Annotated in this window: 18 protein-coding genes and 1 tRNA gene; 5 read left to right on the top strand and 14 right to left on the bottom strand. The window is 31.7% G+C overall.

All coding sequences use genetic code 11. From position 1 onward, the window contains the following. The first annotated feature begins 254 nt into the window (after nucleotides 1-254). On the top strand, nucleotides 255-962 hold the full coding sequence (locus WHD08_RS02315) for a ZIP family metal transporter (protein ID WP_208889380.1): 708 nt from the start codon (nucleotides 255-257) through the stop codon (nucleotides 960-962). Between the two features lie 325 nt (nucleotides 963-1,287). Here the strand turns inward: WHD08_RS02315 and WHD08_RS02310 are convergent, their stop codons facing one another. Beyond that, a complete protein-coding gene (locus tag WHD08_RS02310) occupies nucleotides 1,288-2,340 on the bottom strand; it encodes a hypothetical protein (RefSeq protein WP_208889381.1) in 1,053 nt (350 codons plus the stop codon). Nucleotides 2,341-2,610: 270 nt separating this feature from the next. Here WHD08_RS02310 and WHD08_RS02305 point away from each other — a divergent pair, with 270 nt between their 5' ends. Then, nucleotides 2,611-3,072 (top strand): hypothetical protein, encoded by a 462-nt coding sequence (locus WHD08_RS02305; RefSeq protein WP_208889382.1) that lies wholly within the window; start codon nucleotides 2,611-2,613, stop codon nucleotides 3,070-3,072. Between the two features lie 332 nt (nucleotides 3,073-3,404). On the opposite strand, the gene WHD08_RS02300 is transcribed toward WHD08_RS02305, so the two are convergent. The 7 genes from WHD08_RS02300 to WHD08_RS02270 all read right to left on the bottom strand — a co-directional run bounded on the left by WHD08_RS02300 (nucleotide 3,405) and on the right by WHD08_RS02270 (nucleotide 9,271). Next, nucleotides 3,405-3,486 (bottom strand) — tRNA-Tyr (locus tag WHD08_RS02300). Nucleotides 3,487-3,736: 250 nt separating this feature from the next. After that, a complete protein-coding gene (locus tag WHD08_RS02295) occupies nucleotides 3,737-4,651 on the bottom strand; it encodes a bifunctional metallophosphatase/5'-nucleotidase (RefSeq protein WP_165731193.1) in 915 nt (304 codons plus the stop codon). Continuing rightward, nucleotides 4,651-5,397, bottom strand: coding sequence for a 5'-nucleotidase C-terminal domain-containing protein (locus WHD08_RS02290; protein ID WP_208889383.1), 747 nt, complete (start codon nucleotides 5,395-5,397; stop codon nucleotides 4,651-4,653). Before WHD08_RS02290 ends, WHD08_RS02295 begins: the two co-directional genes overlap by 1 nt. Before the next feature lie 150 nt (nucleotides 5,398-5,547). Further along, nucleotides 5,548-6,459 carry a GTP-binding protein gene (locus WHD08_RS02285; RefSeq protein ID WP_208889384.1) on the bottom strand — a complete coding sequence of 304 codons (912 nt, stop codon included), beginning with the start codon at nucleotides 6,457-6,459 and terminating at the stop codon, nucleotides 5,548-5,550. Nucleotides 6,460-6,482: 23 nt separating this feature from the next. After that, nucleotides 6,483-8,159, bottom strand: coding sequence for a PhoX family protein (locus WHD08_RS02280; RefSeq protein WP_208889385.1), 1,677 nt, complete (start codon nucleotides 8,157-8,159; stop codon nucleotides 6,483-6,485). 52 nt (nucleotides 8,160-8,211) lie between these two features. Beyond that, nucleotides 8,212-8,877, bottom strand: coding sequence for a GTP cyclohydrolase I FolE (folE, locus tag WHD08_RS02275; protein ID WP_208889386.1), 666 nt, complete (start codon nucleotides 8,875-8,877; stop codon nucleotides 8,212-8,214). Continuing rightward, nucleotides 8,867-9,271, bottom strand: a complete 405-nt coding sequence (locus WHD08_RS02270; protein WP_165731189.1) for a MerC domain-containing protein — start codon at nucleotides 9,269-9,271, stop codon at nucleotides 8,867-8,869. Before WHD08_RS02270 ends, folE begins: the two co-directional genes overlap by 11 nt. A gap of 80 nt (nucleotides 9,272-9,351) precedes the next feature. Between WHD08_RS02270 and WHD08_RS02265 the strand changes: the two genes are divergently transcribed. Continuing rightward, on the top strand, nucleotides 9,352-9,732 hold the full coding sequence (locus tag WHD08_RS02265) for a Fur family transcriptional regulator (RefSeq protein WP_208889387.1): 381 nt from the start codon (nucleotides 9,352-9,354) through the stop codon (nucleotides 9,730-9,732). Nucleotides 9,733-9,974: 242 nt separating this feature from the next. Here WHD08_RS02265 and nfsB read toward each other — a convergent pair whose 3' ends face one another. Then, complete coding sequence (gene nfsB, locus WHD08_RS02260) at nucleotides 9,975-10,640, bottom strand: oxygen-insensitive NAD(P)H nitroreductase (protein WP_208889388.1); 666 nt, start codon at nucleotides 10,638-10,640, stop codon at nucleotides 9,975-9,977. A gap of 231 nt (nucleotides 10,641-10,871) precedes the next feature. On the opposite strand from nfsB, the gene WHD08_RS02255 reads away from it, so the two are divergent. Further along, on the top strand, nucleotides 10,872-11,228 hold the full coding sequence (locus WHD08_RS02255) for a winged helix-turn-helix transcriptional regulator (protein ID WP_208889389.1): 357 nt from the start codon (nucleotides 10,872-10,874) through the stop codon (nucleotides 11,226-11,228). 230 nt (nucleotides 11,229-11,458) lie between these two features. On the opposite strand, the gene WHD08_RS02250 is transcribed toward WHD08_RS02255, so the two are convergent. The 5 genes from WHD08_RS02250 to WHD08_RS02230 all read right to left on the bottom strand — a co-directional run bounded on the left by WHD08_RS02250 (nucleotide 11,459) and on the right by WHD08_RS02230 (nucleotide 20,263). Next, entirely contained in the window at nucleotides 11,459-12,748 is a 1,290-nt protein-coding gene (locus tag WHD08_RS02250; protein WP_208889390.1) for an APC family permease, read from the bottom strand. Nucleotides 12,749-12,782: 34 nt separating this feature from the next. Continuing rightward, the gene (locus WHD08_RS02245; RefSeq protein ID WP_208889391.1) at nucleotides 12,783-15,407 is read right to left on the bottom strand and encodes a TonB-dependent receptor; all 2,625 of its coding nucleotides are present in this window, start codon (nucleotides 15,405-15,407) and stop codon (nucleotides 12,783-12,785) included. Nucleotides 15,408-15,511: 104 nt separating this feature from the next. Further along, entirely contained in the window at nucleotides 15,512-16,894 is a 1,383-nt protein-coding gene (locus WHD08_RS02240) for a TPM domain-containing protein (RefSeq protein WP_165731183.1), read from the bottom strand. Between the two features lie 143 nt (nucleotides 16,895-17,037). Then, on the bottom strand, nucleotides 17,038-19,530 hold the full coding sequence (locus WHD08_RS02235) for an ABC transporter permease (RefSeq protein ID WP_208891245.1): 2,493 nt from the start codon (nucleotides 19,528-19,530) through the stop codon (nucleotides 17,038-17,040). Nucleotides 19,531-19,567: 37 nt separating this feature from the next. Beyond that, nucleotides 19,568-20,263, bottom strand: coding sequence for an ABC transporter ATP-binding protein (locus WHD08_RS02230; protein WP_208889392.1), 696 nt, complete (start codon nucleotides 20,261-20,263; stop codon nucleotides 19,568-19,570). Between the two features lie 123 nt (nucleotides 20,264-20,386). Here WHD08_RS02230 and WHD08_RS02225 point away from each other — a divergent pair, with 123 nt between their 5' ends. Beyond that, nucleotides 20,387-21,034 carry an arylesterase gene (locus tag WHD08_RS02225; RefSeq protein WP_244183268.1) on the top strand — a complete coding sequence of 216 codons (648 nt, stop codon included), beginning with the start codon at nucleotides 20,387-20,389 and terminating at the stop codon, nucleotides 21,032-21,034. Nucleotides 21,035-21,046 lie beyond the last annotated feature (12 nt).

Below are 21,046 nucleotides of genomic sequence, written 5' to 3'. Positions count from 1 at the left end.
CCTATTCCTTCGAAAAACTCAGTAAAGGCTAATTTTCGTAAAAAGTCTATTTTATTCTCTTTTATTATTTTTTAATTGTATTCTCAGGTGGATAAATCATAATTTAAAGCCATTTAAAGGGAAAAAATAATATTAGCTATAATTCTAAGTATTAAAAGGAAAATAGCACTTCTTCTTTTTTTTATCTAGTAATAGTCGTTTATTGTATTAAGTTAGAGAAGTCTAAATTAAGAATAATATTATCGTTTAAAAATATGTTACAAAACTTACTCTTATTTTCAGGATTTGCAGGAATTACAGTTTTTATTGGTGGTTTATTAGCTAATTTTTTCAATCATCATATTCGTGAAACTCCTGTAAAATATGAAATTACACACACAATGATGTCTTTTGGTGCAGGTATTATATTGTCTGCAATTGCTTTGGTATTAATTCCTAAAGGTTTAGAAGAATTAACAGTTTTACCAATGGCAATTTCCTTTACTGCTGGGGTTTTAATTTTTCTTTATATCGATCAATATTTAGCTAAAAATGGTAGTAAAAATGCTACTTTGCTAGCAATGATGATGGATTTTATTCCAGAATCAATAGCTTTAGGAGCTACATTTGCTGTTGATCCTAAAATGGCAACTCTATTAGCCGTTTTTATAGGACTTCAGAATTTACCAGAAGCTTTTAATTCTTATAGAGATATGGTGGGAAGTGGTTTTACAGCACAAAAAACATTAATTATATTTTTCGTTTTAAGTTTTTTCGGAATTGGAGGTGCTTTAATTGGACATTATTTTTTAACAGATTCTCCAATTTTAACGGCACATTTAATGACTTTTGCAAGTGGAGGAATTCTATATTTATTAATAAACGATATTATTCCTGAAAGCAAATTAAAAAACAACTATTTAACTTCTTTGGGTGCTGCTTTTGGTTTTTTAGTCGGTATTATTGGTGAGAAACTAATTTAAAATAACAGATGTTGTTTGTTCTAATTATGAAGTTAAAATGAGATTCCTCAATCGCCTAAAAAGGCTCATTTCGGAATGACATGTTGCATATTACCTAAATAAGCTCATTTCAGAATGACAAATTGATGTACTCTAAAAAGGTTTATTTTGGAATGACAAGTTGTACGTAATCTGAAAAGGCGTATTTTGGAGTGAAGACTTGATCTACTCTAGAAAGGATTATTTAGGAGTGTTAAATTCTATGCTATCTAAAAAAACCTCGCAAGCTTTTGCACTTACAAGGTTTTAACAACTACTTTACTCTCTTTCTTAAATTGTTTGTTCTTTATCTTATGGTAATTGTATTACCACAACCTGTATTTTTACTGTATACTTTTGCATTGGTAGCTTTACCATTAACTTGTAAATATCCATCAGTATCACAATCCCATTTAGCTGTTCCACCTGCAGAAATTTCTATTTCATGAGTATCCATACCTTTTGGGCATACATAAATAGTGCTTCCGCTAGTGTTTCTAAGCGTTACTTTATTTGCCTTTTGTGCACCTTGGTAATTGGCTTCGTTCAGTTTTTTTCTTCTCTCTAAGTCTTGCCATTCTGGTGTTGCTTTCACAAAATCATTGTATCTTTTAGATTCTGCCCATGATGCATCACTTGCAGCTTTTTCTTTTGCCAATTTATCTATAGTAAGTTTTGCAACGTTTTTATCAGATTGCTTTTGTTTTGCCGTTCTACCATCTTGTTTTGCTTTCATGGCAACTAAATAATCTGTAATTATTTTATCTAAATCCTTCTTTTTGAATTCTTTATATTCAGGTCCAAAAACGCCGACAGATCCTAATGCTTCCTTTTTTAACGCTTTCATTTTCGCGAAAAAAGAGTTCTTCTTTTTAGTCTTTTGCTCCTTTTTCTCAGCATCAGCCTTTACAGGTGCAGTTCCTGCTTTTATATAGACAGCGTAAATACCTTTAAAAGTAGCAAATTTTGTTGAAACTCCTTCAAGAGCAAAAACATAATCATCAACAGATACATAGTAACTATTAGAGCTCCAACCTTCTATTGTAATAACAGACTCATATGGATACCCAGAACACGTTCTTTTTTCATCTGAAAGATCAATTGTCATTTTAGTTTCTCCTTTTTTTGGACCTTCTTGTATAATCGTAGAAAATTTATACCCTTCTCCTGTTGGTAAATATTCTTTTTTAAATTTAACCGAACTTGTTTTTTCTTCTGCCTTATAGGTTCCATCTCCCGCTTTTGACACCTTTATATATAGGTTGTAAGTTTCTGTTTCAGAAATGTTCTCAAAAAAGCTTTTTTGTGCTTGTGTTGCAGTAGTTATTAATAGTACAACTGCTAAAATTAAATGTTTCATTGGTTTCATTGTTTTGGTTTTAAAATTGATGTTTCTTTCTTTTTTATAACAGGTCAAAATTAGAACTAAACACGGTTTTACATCATTCAAAAAATGACTATTTAAGTCAGAAAGCAACCATTTGATTCAAAAAGCTACTATTTGGGTCAAAGCAGTTATACGCTCAAATAATTACATAATTAAAGTATACATTTGAGTGTTATTTAGTTTAAAATGAGCTAAAAAGCTACACTTAAATTGAATGTAAATACTAATTAATTAAAATTAAAAATGATGAAATTAAAAGGATTATTACTCGTATTATTTGTTTGTGCTTTAAATGCAAAGGCTCAAGATTATTTTCCTAAAAGTGATGTGTTTGATGGTAAATATTATTCATTAAATAAAATGGGGAATCCAGGTCAAGAAGTAAAAGAGGTATTTCTTGCAGCAGGTTCACCTGGTACCACAAAAATGATGACACTTAGTCTTACGGAAGGTGGTATGCCAGCCTATTTTGTGTTTGATGAAGCAATATCTAAAAAAGTAAAAAAAGCGGTATTTCGTAACAGAATGTCAATGGTTTTTATGTACGATAAAAATAGTTTAGTGATGGTTCGTGAAAAAAAGGAAAGAAACCAGGCTGAAGGAGAAACCTTGGTAGATTTTTTTAGTAAAGACAAAGCCAAAGTAGCTACTATGACAAAAGAAAAAGCAATGGAGTACGCAACGCAATATGCAGGTGAGTTTTAAAAACAGTAATGATGCGTTTTTATAAACTAATTATTTTAAACTTATAATTCCCCTTTGTTCATTTAGAATGAGCAAAAAGGTTGTGCATCTTAAATAATCATAATTTTAAGTTGCACAACTTTACTATAAATAGAGCCCTTTAAAGACAAGAATATCAATTGTATAAAATAGACTTTTACAAGCATCATGTAAGTGATTACAGTTCTTGTAAAGTTAATTTTTTAGCCCTTTTTAATTGTAAAAAAAAACTAAGAATAAGAGGATTAATATGTGAATTTTTGAATTATGAATTAAGAAGGAATTTAATTCATTTTAAAGTGGAAAGTAAATTGTGGGGAGAGCAGGATTCGAACCTGCGAAGACGTAGTCAACGGAGTTACAGTCCGTCCTCGTTGGCCGCTTGAGTATCTCCCCTTTATTTACTTTTTCCTACAAATCTGTTGTAAAAGTTAACCAAATAACATCAGATTTTGTTGTAAAGAACTACCTTGTTTTCTTAAGGTGTGCGAATATACAAAGTTTTCATAAATGACCTAAAAATATTTTGTTTTTTTTTCACTTTTATGCTTTAATTTAATCTTCAGAACTTGTTACTTTGTTAGACTTGCAAACCTTTATAAGAGTAACAATCTGAAAATAAAGCACTTCGGGTTTTTAGTGTGAATTACACCAAAATAGTAGTTCCTTTTGCTGTTTTAGTAGCATCTTCATCAAAGTAAAAATCAATACGTCCTAAGTTTACACCATAAGCTCCTACTTGGTTGACCAAGGTGTTTTTTCCGTCTGCATTTTTTACAATGGTTGGTTTTGGTAAAAAAGTATGAGTATGACCACCAATAATTAAGTCGATGTCTTTAGTAGCCTTTGCTAGGGTTAAATCTGAAACTTTATCTGGATTGCTTTTATAGTAATATCCTAAATGCGATAAACAAATAATCAAATCGCATTGTTCTTCTTGTTTTAATTGACGGGTAATATCTTGTGTAATTTCAATCGGATTTAAATAACCGGTTTCTTTGTACATCTTCTTACCTACCAAACCTTCTAACTCAATACCCAAACCAAAAACACCTATTTTAAGTCCGTCTTTATGCAGTATTTTATAAGGTTTTACATGTGTATCTAACACCGTATTCTTAAAATCGTAATTGGCAGAAACAAAATCGAACTTTGCGTTTGGTAATTGTTTGTACAATCCTTCTATAGAATTGTCAAAATCATGATTCCCAATGGTAGCAACATCATATTTTAGAATACTCATCAACTTAAACTCTAATTCTCCTCCAAAATAATTAAAATAAGGCGTTCCCTGAAAAATATCACCAGCATCTAACAACAAGGTGTTTTCATTTTCTTGTCGTATTTGTTCTATCAAGGTAGCACGTCTTGCCACTCCTCCTCCATTCGGAAATCTGTTGTGGTTGGCTTTAAAAGGTTCTATATGACTGTGCGTATCATTGGTGTGTAAAATAGTAATATGTCTTTGTTTCTTAGCAATAAAAGACGGTAATGTAATACCACCCACTAAGGCCATTGTAGAAAAGGCTCCTGTACGTTTTATAAAATCTCTTCTTTTCATTAGTTCAGTTTTACACGGTTATCGATGGTGGTTTGTAAAGTATCTACCTTTTGAAAGTAATCTATAATAGCATCTCTCATTTTATAATCTAATACGGTTAATGCTACAGGATTTTTAAAAAAGTTCATTTTATCGCCTCCATCTTGTAAATAATCAGAAGTTAAAACAGTATAAGTCTTATTTTTATCCAATGGTTTTCCATTAATTAGCAGTGTATACGTATCTCCTGTAATGGTCAATTCTATATTTTTAGACAAAGGATGTGCAGCTTTGTTTTTTATAAAATAAGTAACCAATTCTTTTACTTTATCTCCTGTTAGAGTGGCAACGACCAATTCGTTGTCGAATGGCATTAATTTAAATGCGTGTTCTTTGGTGATGTTTCCTGCCGGAATGCTAGCACGGATTCCGCCACTATTAAACATCGAAAAATCGATGGAATTATTAGTTTTCTCTTTAAAAAGTGGATTTGCCACTGCTACACACATATCTGCCAATAGATTACCTAAAGTACTTTGTCTGTCAACATTTTGCCTGGTTAGTTTTATAGGTGTATAAGTTAAGGTTTCTTGCATATCACCAGTAAGTTGTTCTTTATAAGGCGCTATGAGGTTTGTTATTTTTGCAGAGGACACAAAGGTACTATCTATAGCAATGTTTTTAGCCGTTATTTTTGTGAGTTGTTGATCGGCTTTTTTGCAAGAAACTACAAGGAGTAGACCGCAAATAAAATGTGATAATTTCATGGTTTTCATATGAGGCCGAAAGCTAATAATTAAAAAAATAGTATCCTTTTTTTTATTCTATTAATTTACCTGTACATTCTGTTAAAATATAATTAAAATGCGCCACATCGTCTCTATTTAACTTTAAAATACCTGTATTTATGTAAATTATTATAATTCATTGTGAGTTTTAAGGCTATCTGCAATCGCTTTTTCTAAAACAGCTGGTTCACTACCAGCACCAATAGTTAGTAATTTAGTTCCTGTTATTGGCACGCCTTTAAAAGGTCTTACAAATACTTTTCCGTCTGGAGTTCTTTCAAAATAAGTGTAATTTGCTTCTTTAGCTATTTGTACGCAACCTTTAACTCTAAGTATACTCTTAGGCAGCTGGTTACAAATAAGGTCTATGCAGTCTTTAGATGGTAAAACAGGTAAATCAATAGAACAAGAAGACCAATGTGCTTTTTGATGTGCTAATTTATCAACCACATTTTTAGAAGGTAAAAGAATGGGCAACAACTCAACGTCTAGCGCATCCATAGCGATAATTTTAGCAAAAGGATTGTGTTTTTTTAAATCTTCAATCACCAATTCCTTCCTATGTTCTGAAACTCCATCAAGATGTGTCAACACAATTAAAGACGAAACCTGTATTTGATTCGCTTCTAATTCATCATGTTCTCCTCGTTTTTGCCAATTTTGTACATCTACTACAGAAATTTGTATGGGTGGTAAAAATCGATCGTTTACGCCTACTCCTAAAAACTCCATTAATGCACAAGCATCAGATGTACCGTTGGCTTCAATTAAAGTAATTCCTTTTTTTCTAACAGGAATTCCGTTTACATAATTTCTGAGTTCATGTATGCCACTACAACAAATACAACTTCCAGTAAGCGCTTTTACATGTTTGTTATCCACTTTTTCCAGAAACTGCTGTACATCCATATTGGCATTTTCATAATCATTTAAAATGACAAAAGGGTTCCATTTTTTTTCAGAAAAACGATCTATTAAATAATTTAATAAAGTAGTTTTTCCTGATCCTAAAAAGCCGACAATGGTAATTATTGCTTCCATATTGTAAAAATGCTTATGCTGATTTATGCTTCTTCTAGTAAATTTAATTTATTCATTTTTTCTATTAAATCTCCTGTAATTGCAACTACTGTTGGTTTAGGAATATTGTCTTTATCAAAAGGCCAAGTACTCGTTGGGTTGCTTAAATCTTTTGTTTGCTCACCTGGGTGTTGCACACTTAAAAACAGTGTTTTACCATCAGGAGAAAACCAAGAACCTGTTAACTCTGCATCTCTTGGCGCAGTGGCAACTCTAATTACTTTCCCAGCATCTTTTCCGTATCTCGGAATAACAAATAAACTGTTGTTTTTAAAAGGTAAATACGGTGTATCAGCTCTATTCATTGCGCTACCAGACATGTCTGATGTCATCCAAAGATTGCCTGCTAAATCAAATGCTAAGTTATCCGGACAAGAAAAACCTGAAGCCTCTCCTCCTGCTTTGTACGTTTCTGCTTTAAAAGTTAGCGCATCAAAAGCACCATCTTTTTCTTCAATTTTTAAAATTGAACCATGGTAATCACCTTTAGGTTTGTTATTTGTTAAAGAGACAAAAATGTTTCCTGTAATAGGATCTATTTCTATATCTTCTGGTCTATTTAATGCAGTAGCTCCAATTAGTTTTGCAGCTTCTCTAGCTCTAATTAAAACTTCTGTTTGGTCTTTGAATTTACTTTTTAAAATCGGTTGATTTTCCCAGTCCATAGCTAACCATTTTCCGTTGATGGTATCCGCCACATAAAGTGTTCCTTCTTTTAAAGAACCTGGTTTAGAAGAGATAAATTTATACAGATGTTCATCATTATGATCATCACCGGTATATGCAACTACACGCTTATCTTCTAGTTCGTAAAGTGTACAACATTCGTGTGCAAAACGACCTAAAGCAATGTGTTTTTGTGCAGTTCCGTCTTTTGGATTTACTTCTACTACCCAACCATAATGTTCTGGTGGATATTTATAAAATGTTTCCCATCCATACTCACTTGCACGGTGTGTAGGATTGTTATTTTCATCATATTCTGTTTCTCCAAAACACGCATCGTAGTTTTCTTCACAGGTAATAAATGTTTTCCATGGCGTAATTCCGCCAGAACAATTACTATTCGTTCCAAATACGGTAGAGGCCTCTTTAATTGGAGTGTCCCAGTTTAGCGTCATGGGAGTTTGGGATGTAATACGTCTGTTGTAAGGATCGTTTTCAACAACTTTCCAAATGCCATTTTCCTCTTTAATTCGTACAATACTTCCGCCAACATTGTACATTTCTTTATCTACTTGCTCTTTTGTTTTTGGAGTTTTGTTTTCTTCGGATTCGTTATAATCAGAGACAAAAAACGGATTTATATACTCATGATTTACCCATAATAAACCGTCTTTAGGATTGTTATCATCCAAAGGAATAAAACAGATAAAATCATTATTGAATCCAAAAGTATCGGCATTATTAATCTTTTCTCCCCATTTAATGATGGAATGATATTCTAATCCATTGGCTAATAATAAATCGTCTTTATCTGAAGGATTCAATCCTTCTAAAACTAAGTTTTTTAAAGTTTTAAATTGGTCATCAGACATTATATCAATTCCCTTTGCAGGAGTTGTTGTATTACCACAACTTACTAAAAACTGAGGAGCAACTGCTAGTCCTAATCCTGCTTTACCAATAAAAGATATAAATTTTCTTCGATTATATTCCATATTATATATTTGCTTTAAATAATTATTAATAGGTAATTAAGTAAATGCTAAATTATATTTTTTCTTGAGCGATGATCTTTAAGAAATCGTTACGTTTTTCTACTTCAGTAAAACAACCTCCATACTCTAAAGTCGTTGTAAAACTGCTTTGATCTTTGATACCTCTAGAAGAAACACAAAGGTGTTTTGCTGTCACCGAAACAATTACATCTTTAGTACCTAAAATGGTTTGTAAATCGTTCAAAATTTGAAGTACAAGCCTTTCTTGCACTTGCGGACGACGTGCATAATAATCTACCAAACGATTTATTTTAGACAAACCGATTACTTTGTCTTTAGGAATATAGGCCACATTTGCATACCCTATTATTGGCAAAAAGTGATGTTCGCAAGCAGAATCTATCGTAATATTTTGTTCTACTAACATTTTATTATACCCATATTTGTTTTCAAAAGTGGATAGTTTAGGTTTATTTACTGGGTTTAACCCATAAAATAATTCTTTTACATACATTTTGGCAACACGATATGGAGTACCAGATAAACTATCATCAGTTAAATCTAATCCCATTTCTTCCATGATCTTTTTAAAATGATACTGGATGTTTTCTATTTTTTCTTCATCACTTTTATCAAAAGCATCTGCACGTAAAGGTGTTCTTATACTTGATGAGAAATGATTGTCACCTACAATTTCTATTTCTTTTTTATTTTTCATTTGTACAACATTTATCGGTTTTACACTGGCAATATTTTCTATTATATGTGTGTAAAATAATTAGGGCAATTGCTGGTATATAGATTGCGCTTTCTGGTATAGAAAGCAATGCTATTTTTTCATTGATAATTACAACAAACAGTAGTAACCAACTAAACCACAAAGCAGGTTTCATCCAGGTATTCGTAGTAGTTTCTGTAGATCTATAAATGGCAAAAAATGAGATTACTAAAAAGAAATAGTCTATAAATTTCCACCAAACAGGTGTCGTACTGCAACAAGCTGATGCGCCTGCTTGCACTATAAACAATAAGGGAGTAGCAGCACAATGTATAAGACAAAGAGAACTTGCTATAGCACCGATACTATCGGATTTTTGTTTTGAAATGATCATTACTTATTTATTAACACAACTGAGTTGCAAATGTAAATAATAAATTTGTTATTACAACTAAGTTGCACTATATTTGTTATATGGGAATTATTAGAAAAACAAAGGCTGTAGAAGTATTACTTAATGAGTTTAAAAACAGCTCTGTAGCTATTTCTGCAAAAATGCTAATAAATCAATTAGATACTGAATTTAACAAAACAACGATATATCGTATTTTAGATAAGCTAGAAGATGATGGTGTTTTGCATTCTTTTCTTGGTAAAGATGGTCTTAAATGGTATGCCAAATGTACCGGATGTTCGGCAACGGAACACAAAGATGTGCATCCGCATTTTCAATGTCTAAGTTGTGGTAAAGTAGATTGCTTGGAAGTAAAAGTTGTTATTCCTAAAATAGAGAACAGACAAATAGCTTTTTATCAAGTGCTTATACAGGGGAAATGTGAAGAATGTATTGGATAAAAAAACCAACTAAATAAATTGTAATTTATTTAGTTGGTTTTATAATAACCTGTACTTTAATTTATGATCAAACAATTATATTAAACAAAAAGCAGATGTTAATACTGTTTATTTGACTTTAAATTAGCGTTATTCCCTATATAAATAATGGTTTCTGTATTTGTACAAACTTCTGAAAGGAATTTTAAGTAGCTTCCAAAAAAAATACCTGCAGGTTCATTTTTTGTGTAATCTCCCAAACTTTATATTACTGTAAAAATTTCACTTTCGGCCAATCTAGATTTTGGTGTTTTTTCTGTTGAATTAAAATCAGATTCAGTTCTATACCCCAAAGAAACAGCTACTAATGAAGTAAAACCTTTTTCTCTTAATCCGAATTCTTCATCCAAAGCTTTTACATCAATACCTTCCATTGCTGTTGCATCTATTTCTAAACTTGCAACTCCCAATAAAAAGCTTCCAATGTTTAAGTATACTTGTTTTTCCATCCAATGTTGATAATCTTTTAAGTCATATTTATGAATGTTTGCAAAAGCGTTCATTCCTCCATACATCCCATTTTTGACGTCTTCATTTGGGAATCTTCCATCTTTATCTTGCACATCTAAAAGGTGTTTAAAATAAGCATCATCTGCACCTTCACTTGTTTTTGAACAGAATAATACAACTGCAGAAGCGTTTACCACTTTTGGTTCATTAAAATGAAAAAAACCTTTTGTTCCCTTTGCCATACGTGCTTTTCCTTCGGTAGTTTCTGCAATGACAAAATGCCAAGGTTGAAGGTTTACACTTGAAGGACTCATTCTTAATAAATTTTTAACTTGTACCATATCTGCATCAGATATTTTCTTGGTTGGGTCAAATTCCTTAGTAGTGTATCTCCAGTTTAATGTTTCTTGTAAATTCATATTATATTTTTTTATTTTACTATCATTTTTATAGTAACAAAAGTATACAGAGCATTTGTATCTCGCAAGAACGGTCAAAAAGGATAGTATCCAAACCATCTTATAAAACATACTTAAACAATTAAAATACAGTCAATTATATTAAATGTTAAATTTACTATAAAAAGTATAGTTGTATACCTTAGTATAGTAACATATCTTTGTATGGTCAAAAACAAAAATTATAATCTTATGTACACATATAATGGAAAAGAATATCCTTGTTGCGCAAGTTTAACCATGGGAATGATTGGTGGTAAATGGAAAACGGTTATTTTATTTCATTTACGCAATACTACACTTCGCTACAATGAATTAAGAAAGCAAATGCCAACAGTTACGGAAAGAACACTAAGTTTACAATTAAAAGCACTAGAAGAAGATGGTATTATTAAGAGGACCGTTTTTGCCTCTAAACCTCCTTTAAAAGTAGCGTATTCATTAACCGATTTTGGTAAAACTTTAATTCCGGTTGTACAATCTATAGCAGATTGGGGTTTTTCTGTGCTTGAAAAAGATAAAGGTGTTGGTGTTGGTGTTAATATTTAAATACTAAGACTTACAAACACGCATTAAATACTCAATAATCTTTAACTTATTTAACAAGTTTTATAAAGTTAGAATTCTTAAAACTGATGAATACATAGTAACTTATATTATTAAACTAACGCTTTAAGTTAAATTATATAAACACAATATTAGATGGTGTTTATATGTATTATTTTCACGTAAATTAATGGAAGGTATTTGAGTTTTAATCAACTCTTTTACGATAAGAATTACTGTTTATTTGTTCGGTTAGAAAAGAAATACGTTACAATACCAGTTAATACAAATAACAACCCGATAGCACTTTCTTTCGGTTTTTCCATTAACATATATCCTAATATCCAAATACTAAAAACCACAAAAACAATTTGTAGAAATGGTTTTAACGGACTCTTAAAAGCTCCCTTTCTTCCTTTTAACCAAAATATAGAAGCAACGGTTAATGTTCCCATTAATTGTAATAAAAAACTAGCATATAAAAGCACTTGTTCAAAAGTACCTGTAAGCGTTAATACAATACTTATTCCTGCTTGTAACCACAAAGCTCTCACTGGTATTCCATTTTTGTTTTTAACGGCTATTTTCCTCCAAAAAGAATGATCTTTAGCCATGGCAAATGTAATTCTAGATCCAATCCAAAGATAACCGCTTACGGTTGCAATAAGCTGTATGGAAATTAAATAACTCACCCAGTTCCCTCCTTCTGTACCAAAGATATTTTTAAAGGAAATAAAAGCGACTTCCACCTTACCAGAAAGTTGATCTACAGATGCATGTTTTAAAAATACAATTTGTAAAAGCACATAAATTATAGTGACTAATGCAGTTCCAAATAGTAAGGCTTTTGGTAAATTTCTTCTTGCATCATCAATCTCATCCACAATGTATGCGGCAGAATTCCAACCTGTATAAGCATACGTTACGTATAATAATGAAACAGCAAAACCGGGTAATAATATTTCGTCTTGCCAAGAATTACTAAGATCTATAGCGGTTACATCTTGTGTAGGTACAAAACTAAAACCGAGTATAATTAAAATCAGTACAAAACCAATTTTAACACCTGTAGAAATATTTTGAAACTTTCCGCTTTGTCCAACACTTATAGAGTGAACTGCAGTCAATATTAAAATCACTAAGATACCGAACCAATCGTTAAATATGGTTGGATTTATAGGGTTTAAATAACTTTTCATCGCCATTACAGAAATAGCAATCGGAGCTGAAAAACCAACGGTTAAGGAAACCCAAGCGTAAATATACCCAACAATTGGATGAATTAATTTTGATAGAAATACATAATCTCCACCAGAATCATCAAAATTTGTACCTAATTCGGCATACGTTAATGCACCAATTAAGGCGAATAAACCTCCTAATAACCAAATTAGCACAATACTCCATGTATTCTGAATATCAGTTAATTGATACCCTAAACTGGTAAAAACTCCTGTACCAATCATATTGGAAATAACCAAAGCTGCTGCCGTCTTCCACCCTATTTTGTGTTTACCTTTCATGAACCTTGGTTATTTCCTTTTCAGAAATATCTAATTATATTTTGTAGTTTAATCTCGCAAAATAAAACGCTCCTGTTGTTCCCATTTGAACAGATGCGTATTTGAATACACCAAAATAACTGTTGTCATAAATTTGTTCATCTGGCAATACATCAAATAAATTATTTGCGCCAACTGTTAAAGAAAGATTATCATTGATATTGTAAGAACCTGTTAAATCTGTAGTCAGTTTTCCTGAATGTAATTGAGCGCCTCCAAAAGGAAAACCATTTCTAGTTATTTCTCCCCAATACGTGTTTCTTAACATTACTCCAAACTTGTTTTTTGTTAAATCAACTGTAAATATTGCTTTGTCCTGAGGATTATTAGATTCAATTAAAATTTTTTCTTGAGCACCAAAATACACATCTTCTTGACCTACAAAAATGTCAGGAACATTATTTAATGTATCGTCTACTTCAGTTTCATTATGATTGTATAATAAAGAAAAGTTTAAAGCACCTTCATTTAAAGGAACTTTATAATTCATTACTAAATCTACACCTGCGGTGGAAGTGTTAATAGCATTCGTAAAAAAACGAGCAGAAGATACGCCTAAGGGCTGCAATATGGCTTGTAATTCTGGTATTTCATCACCATAAACATCATTACCTAAACTACCAGTGTAGATAATTCTATCATCAATATCTACTTTATAAGCATCTAAAGTAATTTGAAAATTATTAGTAACCTTAGCTGTTAAACCAACACTAATACTTGTAGATGTTTCTTCTTTTAATTCAGGAATACCTAAAGTCTGAGCAATTTCACTATCGTTTCTAAATGTACCTCCGTTAATAAGGTTTCCATCAACCAAATCGGTAGCAATATTGTTAAAATATTGTTGTTGTAAAGATGGCGCTCTAAAACCAGTACCAAACGCTCCTCTTAACACAACAGCATCCGTTAATTTATATCTTGCTGCTATTTTTCCGTTGATGGTATTTCCAAAATCACTATAATTTTCGAATCTACCAGCTACATCAACTAAGAATTTGTCAGTAAAATTAAGTTCAACATCTGCATATATTCCTACAGAAGATCTTTGCTCATCTACTTCATTATTCGGCGCAAAACCAGGAAATGAATTTGCTCCATTACCAATATAAGAACCTTCTTCACCTGCATAAATCGTATAATTTTCGTATCTATATTCAGCACCAAAAGCCAAACCAAGTCCGCTCATGATAGTATCATCAAATTTAGAAAAGTCTAAGTTTACGGTATTTTGTAAAAAAGTATGTCCACCTGCATCAAAAGAAGTCGGACTATTAATTCCCAATGCATCGTTTACAGTATTAGAAATGCCATAATCAAATTGATTATAACCATTGGTGTTACTCAAATCAAAATCCCATTCACCAAGTTTCGTTTTATACCCTGCAATTAAAGAAAGGTCGATTATTGTAGATTCTAAAATGGGTTGAAAACCATTTGGAAAAATTTCTAAAACATGTCCTTCCGAAGGTAATCTTCTAAAACCAAAACCATTACCGGTTCTATAATTTCCACCACCGGCGGCATAAAAAGTTCCATTTTTACTTGTAGGAAGCTCAAGATTCACAAAAAGTTGTGTGTTCGTAATTGCAGCATCACCTACTTGAAAGTTAAAATCATCACGAGTTAAACCCGCAGCATTTATCAACTCATCATCACGTTCTCTTGCGCCATCATTAGAAAAATCATACGCAAAGAAATTACCTAAATCAGATTGGTCATAAATAACCAAATTATGATTTTGGCTTCTACTTGTTTTACCTCTATCATTAAATTCTGCCGTAAGGTTTATAAATCCACCTTTATTGCCAATTTCAGTACCATAATTTACATTTAAATTAAACGTTTCTCCATCACCTTCTGAAGTTAAACCATAAGTAGTACCAATTTCTAATCCAGTATTTTTCTTTAAAATAATATTGATAACTCCAGCAATAGCATCCGAACCATATTGAGCTGCAGCTCCATCCCTAAGAACTTCAATTCTATCGATAGCAGCTGAAGGGATTGAAGATAAATCTGTACCTACAGATCCGTTTCCAACCGTATTTTGATTGTTTAATAATGACGTTGTATGTCTTCTTTTTCCGTTGATAAGTACCAAAACCTGATCTGGACCTAAACCTCTTAAAGAAGCAGGATCTACATGTTCTGTTCCATCCGAAGAAGATTGTCGATTAGAATTAAAAGAGGGCACTAAATTCGCAAGTAAATCATTCGCCGTAGTTTGTGCACTTGTTAATTTAATTTTAGACACATCAACAATATCTACCGCTACCGGTGTTTCTAATTTTGTTTGTCTAGGATTTCTTGTTCCTACTAATACAACTTCCGAAAGAATTTCTGAAGATTCTTGTAAAACAATCGTTAAATTGCTTCCTCCTTGTTGCTTCTGAGTTTTAAATCCTAATGCAGAAAAAACTAAAATTGCGTTTTGATTATTGCTAGAAACAGAAAAATTACCACTGTTATTTGTAATAGTTCCTGTTGATGTACCTTCGATAATAACATTTACGTCTTCTAGTGGTGAGTTGTTGGTATCAACAACTTTTCCGTTGTATATTTTCTGAGCTGATAAACAGAATGTTGTACTTAGAAATATAAATAATAAAAAGGACCTCATAAATTTTAATTTAAACTGATTTTGATTGAATTAAAGCATGTAATTAAAACCGTGCAAGATAACAAAAATCGAAATATTTGCCCCCTTTTTTATGATGTAAATGATTACCAACTAACACCTGCTCCACCACCACCAGAACTACCGCCTCCAAAACTTGATGACGAAGAAAAAGATGATGAAGAACCAGAAGAAGAGGAAGTCTGTCTTACTTTTTTAGGAAGAACTACTATCTTTTCATCTTGATAATTACAATTTTTACATTCATAATAATCAACTCTTTCACCTGCAGATGCATACGTTGCAGATTTTAATAGTTTAGATGATTTTTTTCCGTACGTTTTATAACCACATTTGGTGCAATCACTGTATTTTCTGCTATTAATACCTTCATATTCTAAAATTAGAATATCGCTTTCATCTTCTGTTACCCAAACATCATAGCGAGTTGATTTGAGCCTTTCTTCTAAAATTTGAGCAGCTTCTAAAAATTTATTTTCTCTCCATTCATCTTTAAGAGTTAACAGCTTGCCATTTACTTTACTATAACGAGGAGCTGTTCGATATTTTTGCAGGCGTTTTTTTACCTTTTTTGAAATAAAAAATAAAGGAAATGGTAACAAAAAGATAAGACATCCTAATTTTAATTCGTCCAATCGATTATACTTATCGTAAAAATCGTCTTTAGATATTTGGGTTTGATATAATACACCTTCATACCAAAACAGCATGAACGCGCAAATAATAGTGTACACCAATAAAAAATAATGATACCATTGATAATTGTCGTCTTTTTGATGTACAATACTAGTACCGTAAACTTCCTGAATAACCTGCGGATTGTCTAAAAACTCACGGATTCTAACCACCGAATTTATCAATCCCTCACCATAATTTCCATTCTTAAAATTAGGTACAATTTCATTTACACCAATTCGGTAGCAAACAGCGTCCGTTAAAATAGGTTCTAGACCATAACCAACCTCAAACTCTGTTCTGCGTTGGTCCATTACTGTTAAAATTAGTAATCCGTTGTCTGTATCTGCTTTACCGATACCCCATAATTCGAAAAGATCTACGGCAAATTGTTTAGGAATTTCTCTACCAATACTTGGGATTACCACTACGGCAACTTCAACAGACGATTTTTGCTCTAACTCAAATAATAATCGGTTTATTTGATTTTCTGAGGATGCATCTATCAAATCATTTGGATCGGATACATAGCCTATAATTCCAGTACCTCTTGGACTCGGAACTTCTTTAATTGAATAACTTTCTTTATCCTTATTATAAATTGGTGCTTTAAATCTTGGATAATTAATTGCTGGCTGCTCAATAGTTTTTTCAAGCAAAGCACCTTCTTCTGAAGCATCTGATACATCTTGACTAAAACCTGTTATTGATATACATAAACACCAAAACAACAAACTCGTTAACAGTCTTTTCTTATTGGTTTCAAGAAGATATTGGAAAGTAAACAGATTCATGTTTTTATTAATTATAATATAATGATTTCATTAAAGTCATTTTTAAAAATGTCAGTTCGAGTGATTTTTCTTTTTTGAAAAATTGTATCGAGAACTCGTTTAGAATCTAAAAACTAATAAACACAACTTCAACAAGTGACACACTATGCCTCTTTCCTCAATACCTCCAAAGGTGGACTTTTTAAAACCGATTTTAAATTACTCAAACCAATCACCACAACTAAAAATGTAATTCCTGGTAGAAAAACTAAAAACGGAATTGCAGATGGTATAAATGGTTCTTTAAATATAAAAGTAGCTAATAATTGACTACCAACTAAAGATAATAAAATACCAGTTAAACTACCCAAAATACCTAAATACACATATTCTAAAGCTGTAATTTGCAAAATCTGTTTGCTTTTTGCACCTAATGTTCTTAGTAAAACACTTTCTTTAATTCGTTGGTATTTACTATTTCTAACAGAACCAATCAGCACAATTAAACCAGTTAAAATGCTAAAAAATGCCATAAAATTAATAATCCAAGAGATTTTATCTAAAATATCTTCTACAAGTGTAAAAACCTGACGCAAATCTAAAATAGTAACATTTGGAAACTCTTGCACCAATGCTCTCTGTAAATCCGCAGAACCTTCTTTATTTGGCACGTGCGTCGTCATTACATTAAATTGAGGTGCATTTTCTAAAACTCCCGTTGGAAACAAAATCATAAAATTGACTTTCATACTACTCCAATCTACTTTTCTGATGCTTCCTACAACTGTTTCCATCAACACACCTTGAATGTTAAAAACAATTGGATCTCCTATTTTTAAATTGGCATCTTCAGCAAAATTATCGGATATAGAAATATTTATAGGATTTCCATTTATAAATTTTCCTATCCACTCACCTTCTACAATCTCTTCGGTTTCAGCTAATTCTTCTCTGTAGGTAACTCTAAATTCTCTGTTTAAAATCCATTTTTTCATTTTAACAGTAGAATCTTTCCGAATCTCATTTACTGTTTTACCCTGAATACTTTGCATGCGCATGGTAATAATTGGTATGTTATCAATTACTTCCAATCCTTTGCTGGTAAAAGTTTCTAAAATAGCTGTTTCTTGTTTTTGTTGAATATCCATTAGAATGATATTAGCATCATCCTTTTTATTTTCTATGGATGTTTTTGCTAATAAAATATCCTTCGTAAAGTATAACGTACTTATTAGAAAAGTTCCCAATCCGATGGCTAAAACAAGCACCATTGTTTGGTTATTCGGTCTAAATAAGTTCAATAAACTTTGACGCTTTGTATATCCCCAAGAACTTGGGAAGAATTTTTTAATCAATTTGATGAAAAGGTTAGCAACACCTGCCATAATTGCAAATGTGATAAAAATACCTGCGGTAAAAATCAATCCGTTTACGGCATCTTTTAACATCCAAAAAGAAAATAAATAGATAAAAAGTAGAATTAAGAATACTACTGCAATTCGTGCTTTTTTAGGTTTTTGTAAATTGTCTTCAGAACCTCTTAAAACCTCTAAAGGTGATACATACCAAGTGCCTAACAAAGGTAATAATGCAAATAAAACCGACATTAAAACACCTAAAGTAACTCCCATTAATATAGGTTGTGCAGAAATTGAAATAGCAACGTCAAAAGGTAAAAAATCTTGTAATAGATACGGAAAAGCATATTGTAAACTAACTCCAATAACAGCACCAATTAAACCGCCAATCAACCCAATTCCGATAATTTGGATCAAATAAATTAAAAAAGTTTGTTTTCTAGAAGCTCCTAAACATTTTAAAACGGCTACATTTTTAAGCTTTTCTTTAATGTAAATATGCACAGAACTTGCAATACCAATACAACCTAATAAAAGGGCAATAAAAGCAACTAAATTTAAAAAGCGACTCACATTATCGTACCTTCTGCCTAAGCGTTCACTGGTACCTGTATGCGTATCTAAATCTGCATTTTCTGTTTTAAGAATAGGATCTATTTTGTTCTCTAAAGTAACTAAATCCATTGTAGGATCTTCGAAAAAATATTGGTATTCTTTTCTGCTTCCTAATTGTAATAACCCAGTTTCTTCAACAAAGCGAAACGGAATTAATACCGCTGGAGCTACAGAAGAAGAAATTGCTGTACTACCCGGAATTGATTTTAAAGCACCAATAATTTCAAACGTAGTTTTACCTAATTTAATAGAATCTCCTGGGTTTATATTATATTGTAAAAGCAAGGTAGCATCTACCAAAGCGCCTCCTAATTCTTGATATTTTGTACCAGCATTTTCAGGTTCGGTAGATAAATCTCCGTAAAACGGAAAATCACCTTCCATAGCCCTAACTTTCACTAATTTTGTCCCATCATTTTTAGGGAAAGCAGCCATAGAAACAAAGTTGACTTCAGATGCATCTGCGCCTAAAGAATCTATAATTGCTTGTACTTTTTCTGATGGTATTTGTTTGCTATCAATAATAAAATCGGCCCCCATTAAGGATTTCGACTGTAGCTTTATGTTTTGCTTTAAATTGTCACTAAATAACTGAATAGAAACCACGGCTGCAATACCTAAAATAATAGATGCCATAAAAAGCATTAACCTAGAAAGGCTTGCTTTTCCGTCTCTCCAAGCCATTTTTAATAGCCACTTAAAATTTAATTTTGAAGTCATTTTACGCATTAATAGTGTTGGTTTTTTCGTTAGAAATAATCTTACCACCTTTTAATCGTAAAATCTGTTGCGTTCTGTTTGCTAAATCTAAATCGTGTGTAATAATAATTAAAGTAGTGCCCGCTTCTTTGTTCAATTCAAACAATAATTGAATGACCTTTTCGCCAGTTTCTTCATCTAAATTACCAGTTGGTTCATCTGCAAATAAAATAGAAGGTCTGTTAGCAAACGCCCTTGCCAAAGCAACTCTTTGTTGCTCTCCACCAGACAATTGCGATGGATAATGATGTAAACGACTTTCCAATCCTACTTTCTCTAACAAAGCTGTTCCAAATTTTGCCGCATTTTTTTCACCTTGTAATTCTAAAGGAACAATCACATTTTCTAAAGCAGTTAACGTAGGTAATAATTGAAAATTCTGAAAAATAAATCCGACTTCTTTATTACGTAATGCCGCACGTTCATCTTCATTCAAATCTTGTAAAGAAGTGCCGCACAACTCAATAGTTCCAGCAGTTGGATAATCTAAACCTGCACACAAACCTAATAAAGTCGTTTTTCCACTTCCAGAAGGCCCAACAATAGAAAAAATACTTCCTTTTTCTACTTCAAACGAGATATTGCTAATTACTGTTAATTTTTTAGAACCGCTCGTATAAGTTTTCTCTAAATCATTAATCTTTAATATATTTGACATTACTTTTATTTAATTTTTTACTAAAATATTCCGATGTTGAAAAATAATCAATTGCTTATACATATCAACCATATATCTCAAAAGGTTTTCTTAAAATTTTGTTGTATTTTTTTACTGATATTCATGTTTTCTTGCAAACAAGATACTTCTAAAAAGGCAACAACTCTAGAAACAACCACTTCTAAAACTGAAACCAATCAGACTGAAAATAGTAGTGTAAAAACAATTGTATTTTTTGGTGATAGTTTAACGGCAGGTTATGGTTTAGAAGATGTAAACGATGCTTTCCCAGGAATTATTCAGCAGAAAATAGACTCTTTACAGTTGAATTATAGCATTGTAAATTCTGGCGTTAGTGGAGAAACTACATCTGGCGGAAAAAACAGAATTGATTGGGTGCTGAATCAAAAACCTACTATTTTTATATTAGAATTAGGTGCAAATGATGGTTTAAGAGGTGTGCCTTTAAAACAATCTAAAGAGAATTTACAAGATATTATAGATGCTGTAAAAGAGAAATATCCAGAAACAATTATTGTATTAGCCGGAATGCAAATTCCACCAAATATGGGACAAGAATATACTACTGAATTTAAAAATATGTTTCCTGATTTAGCAACAAGAAACGATTTGTATTTAATTCCTTTTTTATTAGAAAATGTAGGAGGTATCTCAGATTTAAATCAAAAAGACGGTATTCATCCTACAAAAGAAGGACATCAAATATTGGCTAAAAATGTTTGGACTGTTTTAAAACCAATTTTAAAATAAAGTTACCTTTAA

Source organism: Polaribacter sejongensis (genome assembly GCF_038024065.1).
GTDB classification, from domain to species: domain Bacteria; phylum Bacteroidota; class Bacteroidia; order Flavobacteriales; family Flavobacteriaceae; genus Polaribacter; species Polaribacter sejongensis.
This window is presented reverse-complemented; position numbering and strand designations above follow the sequence as displayed.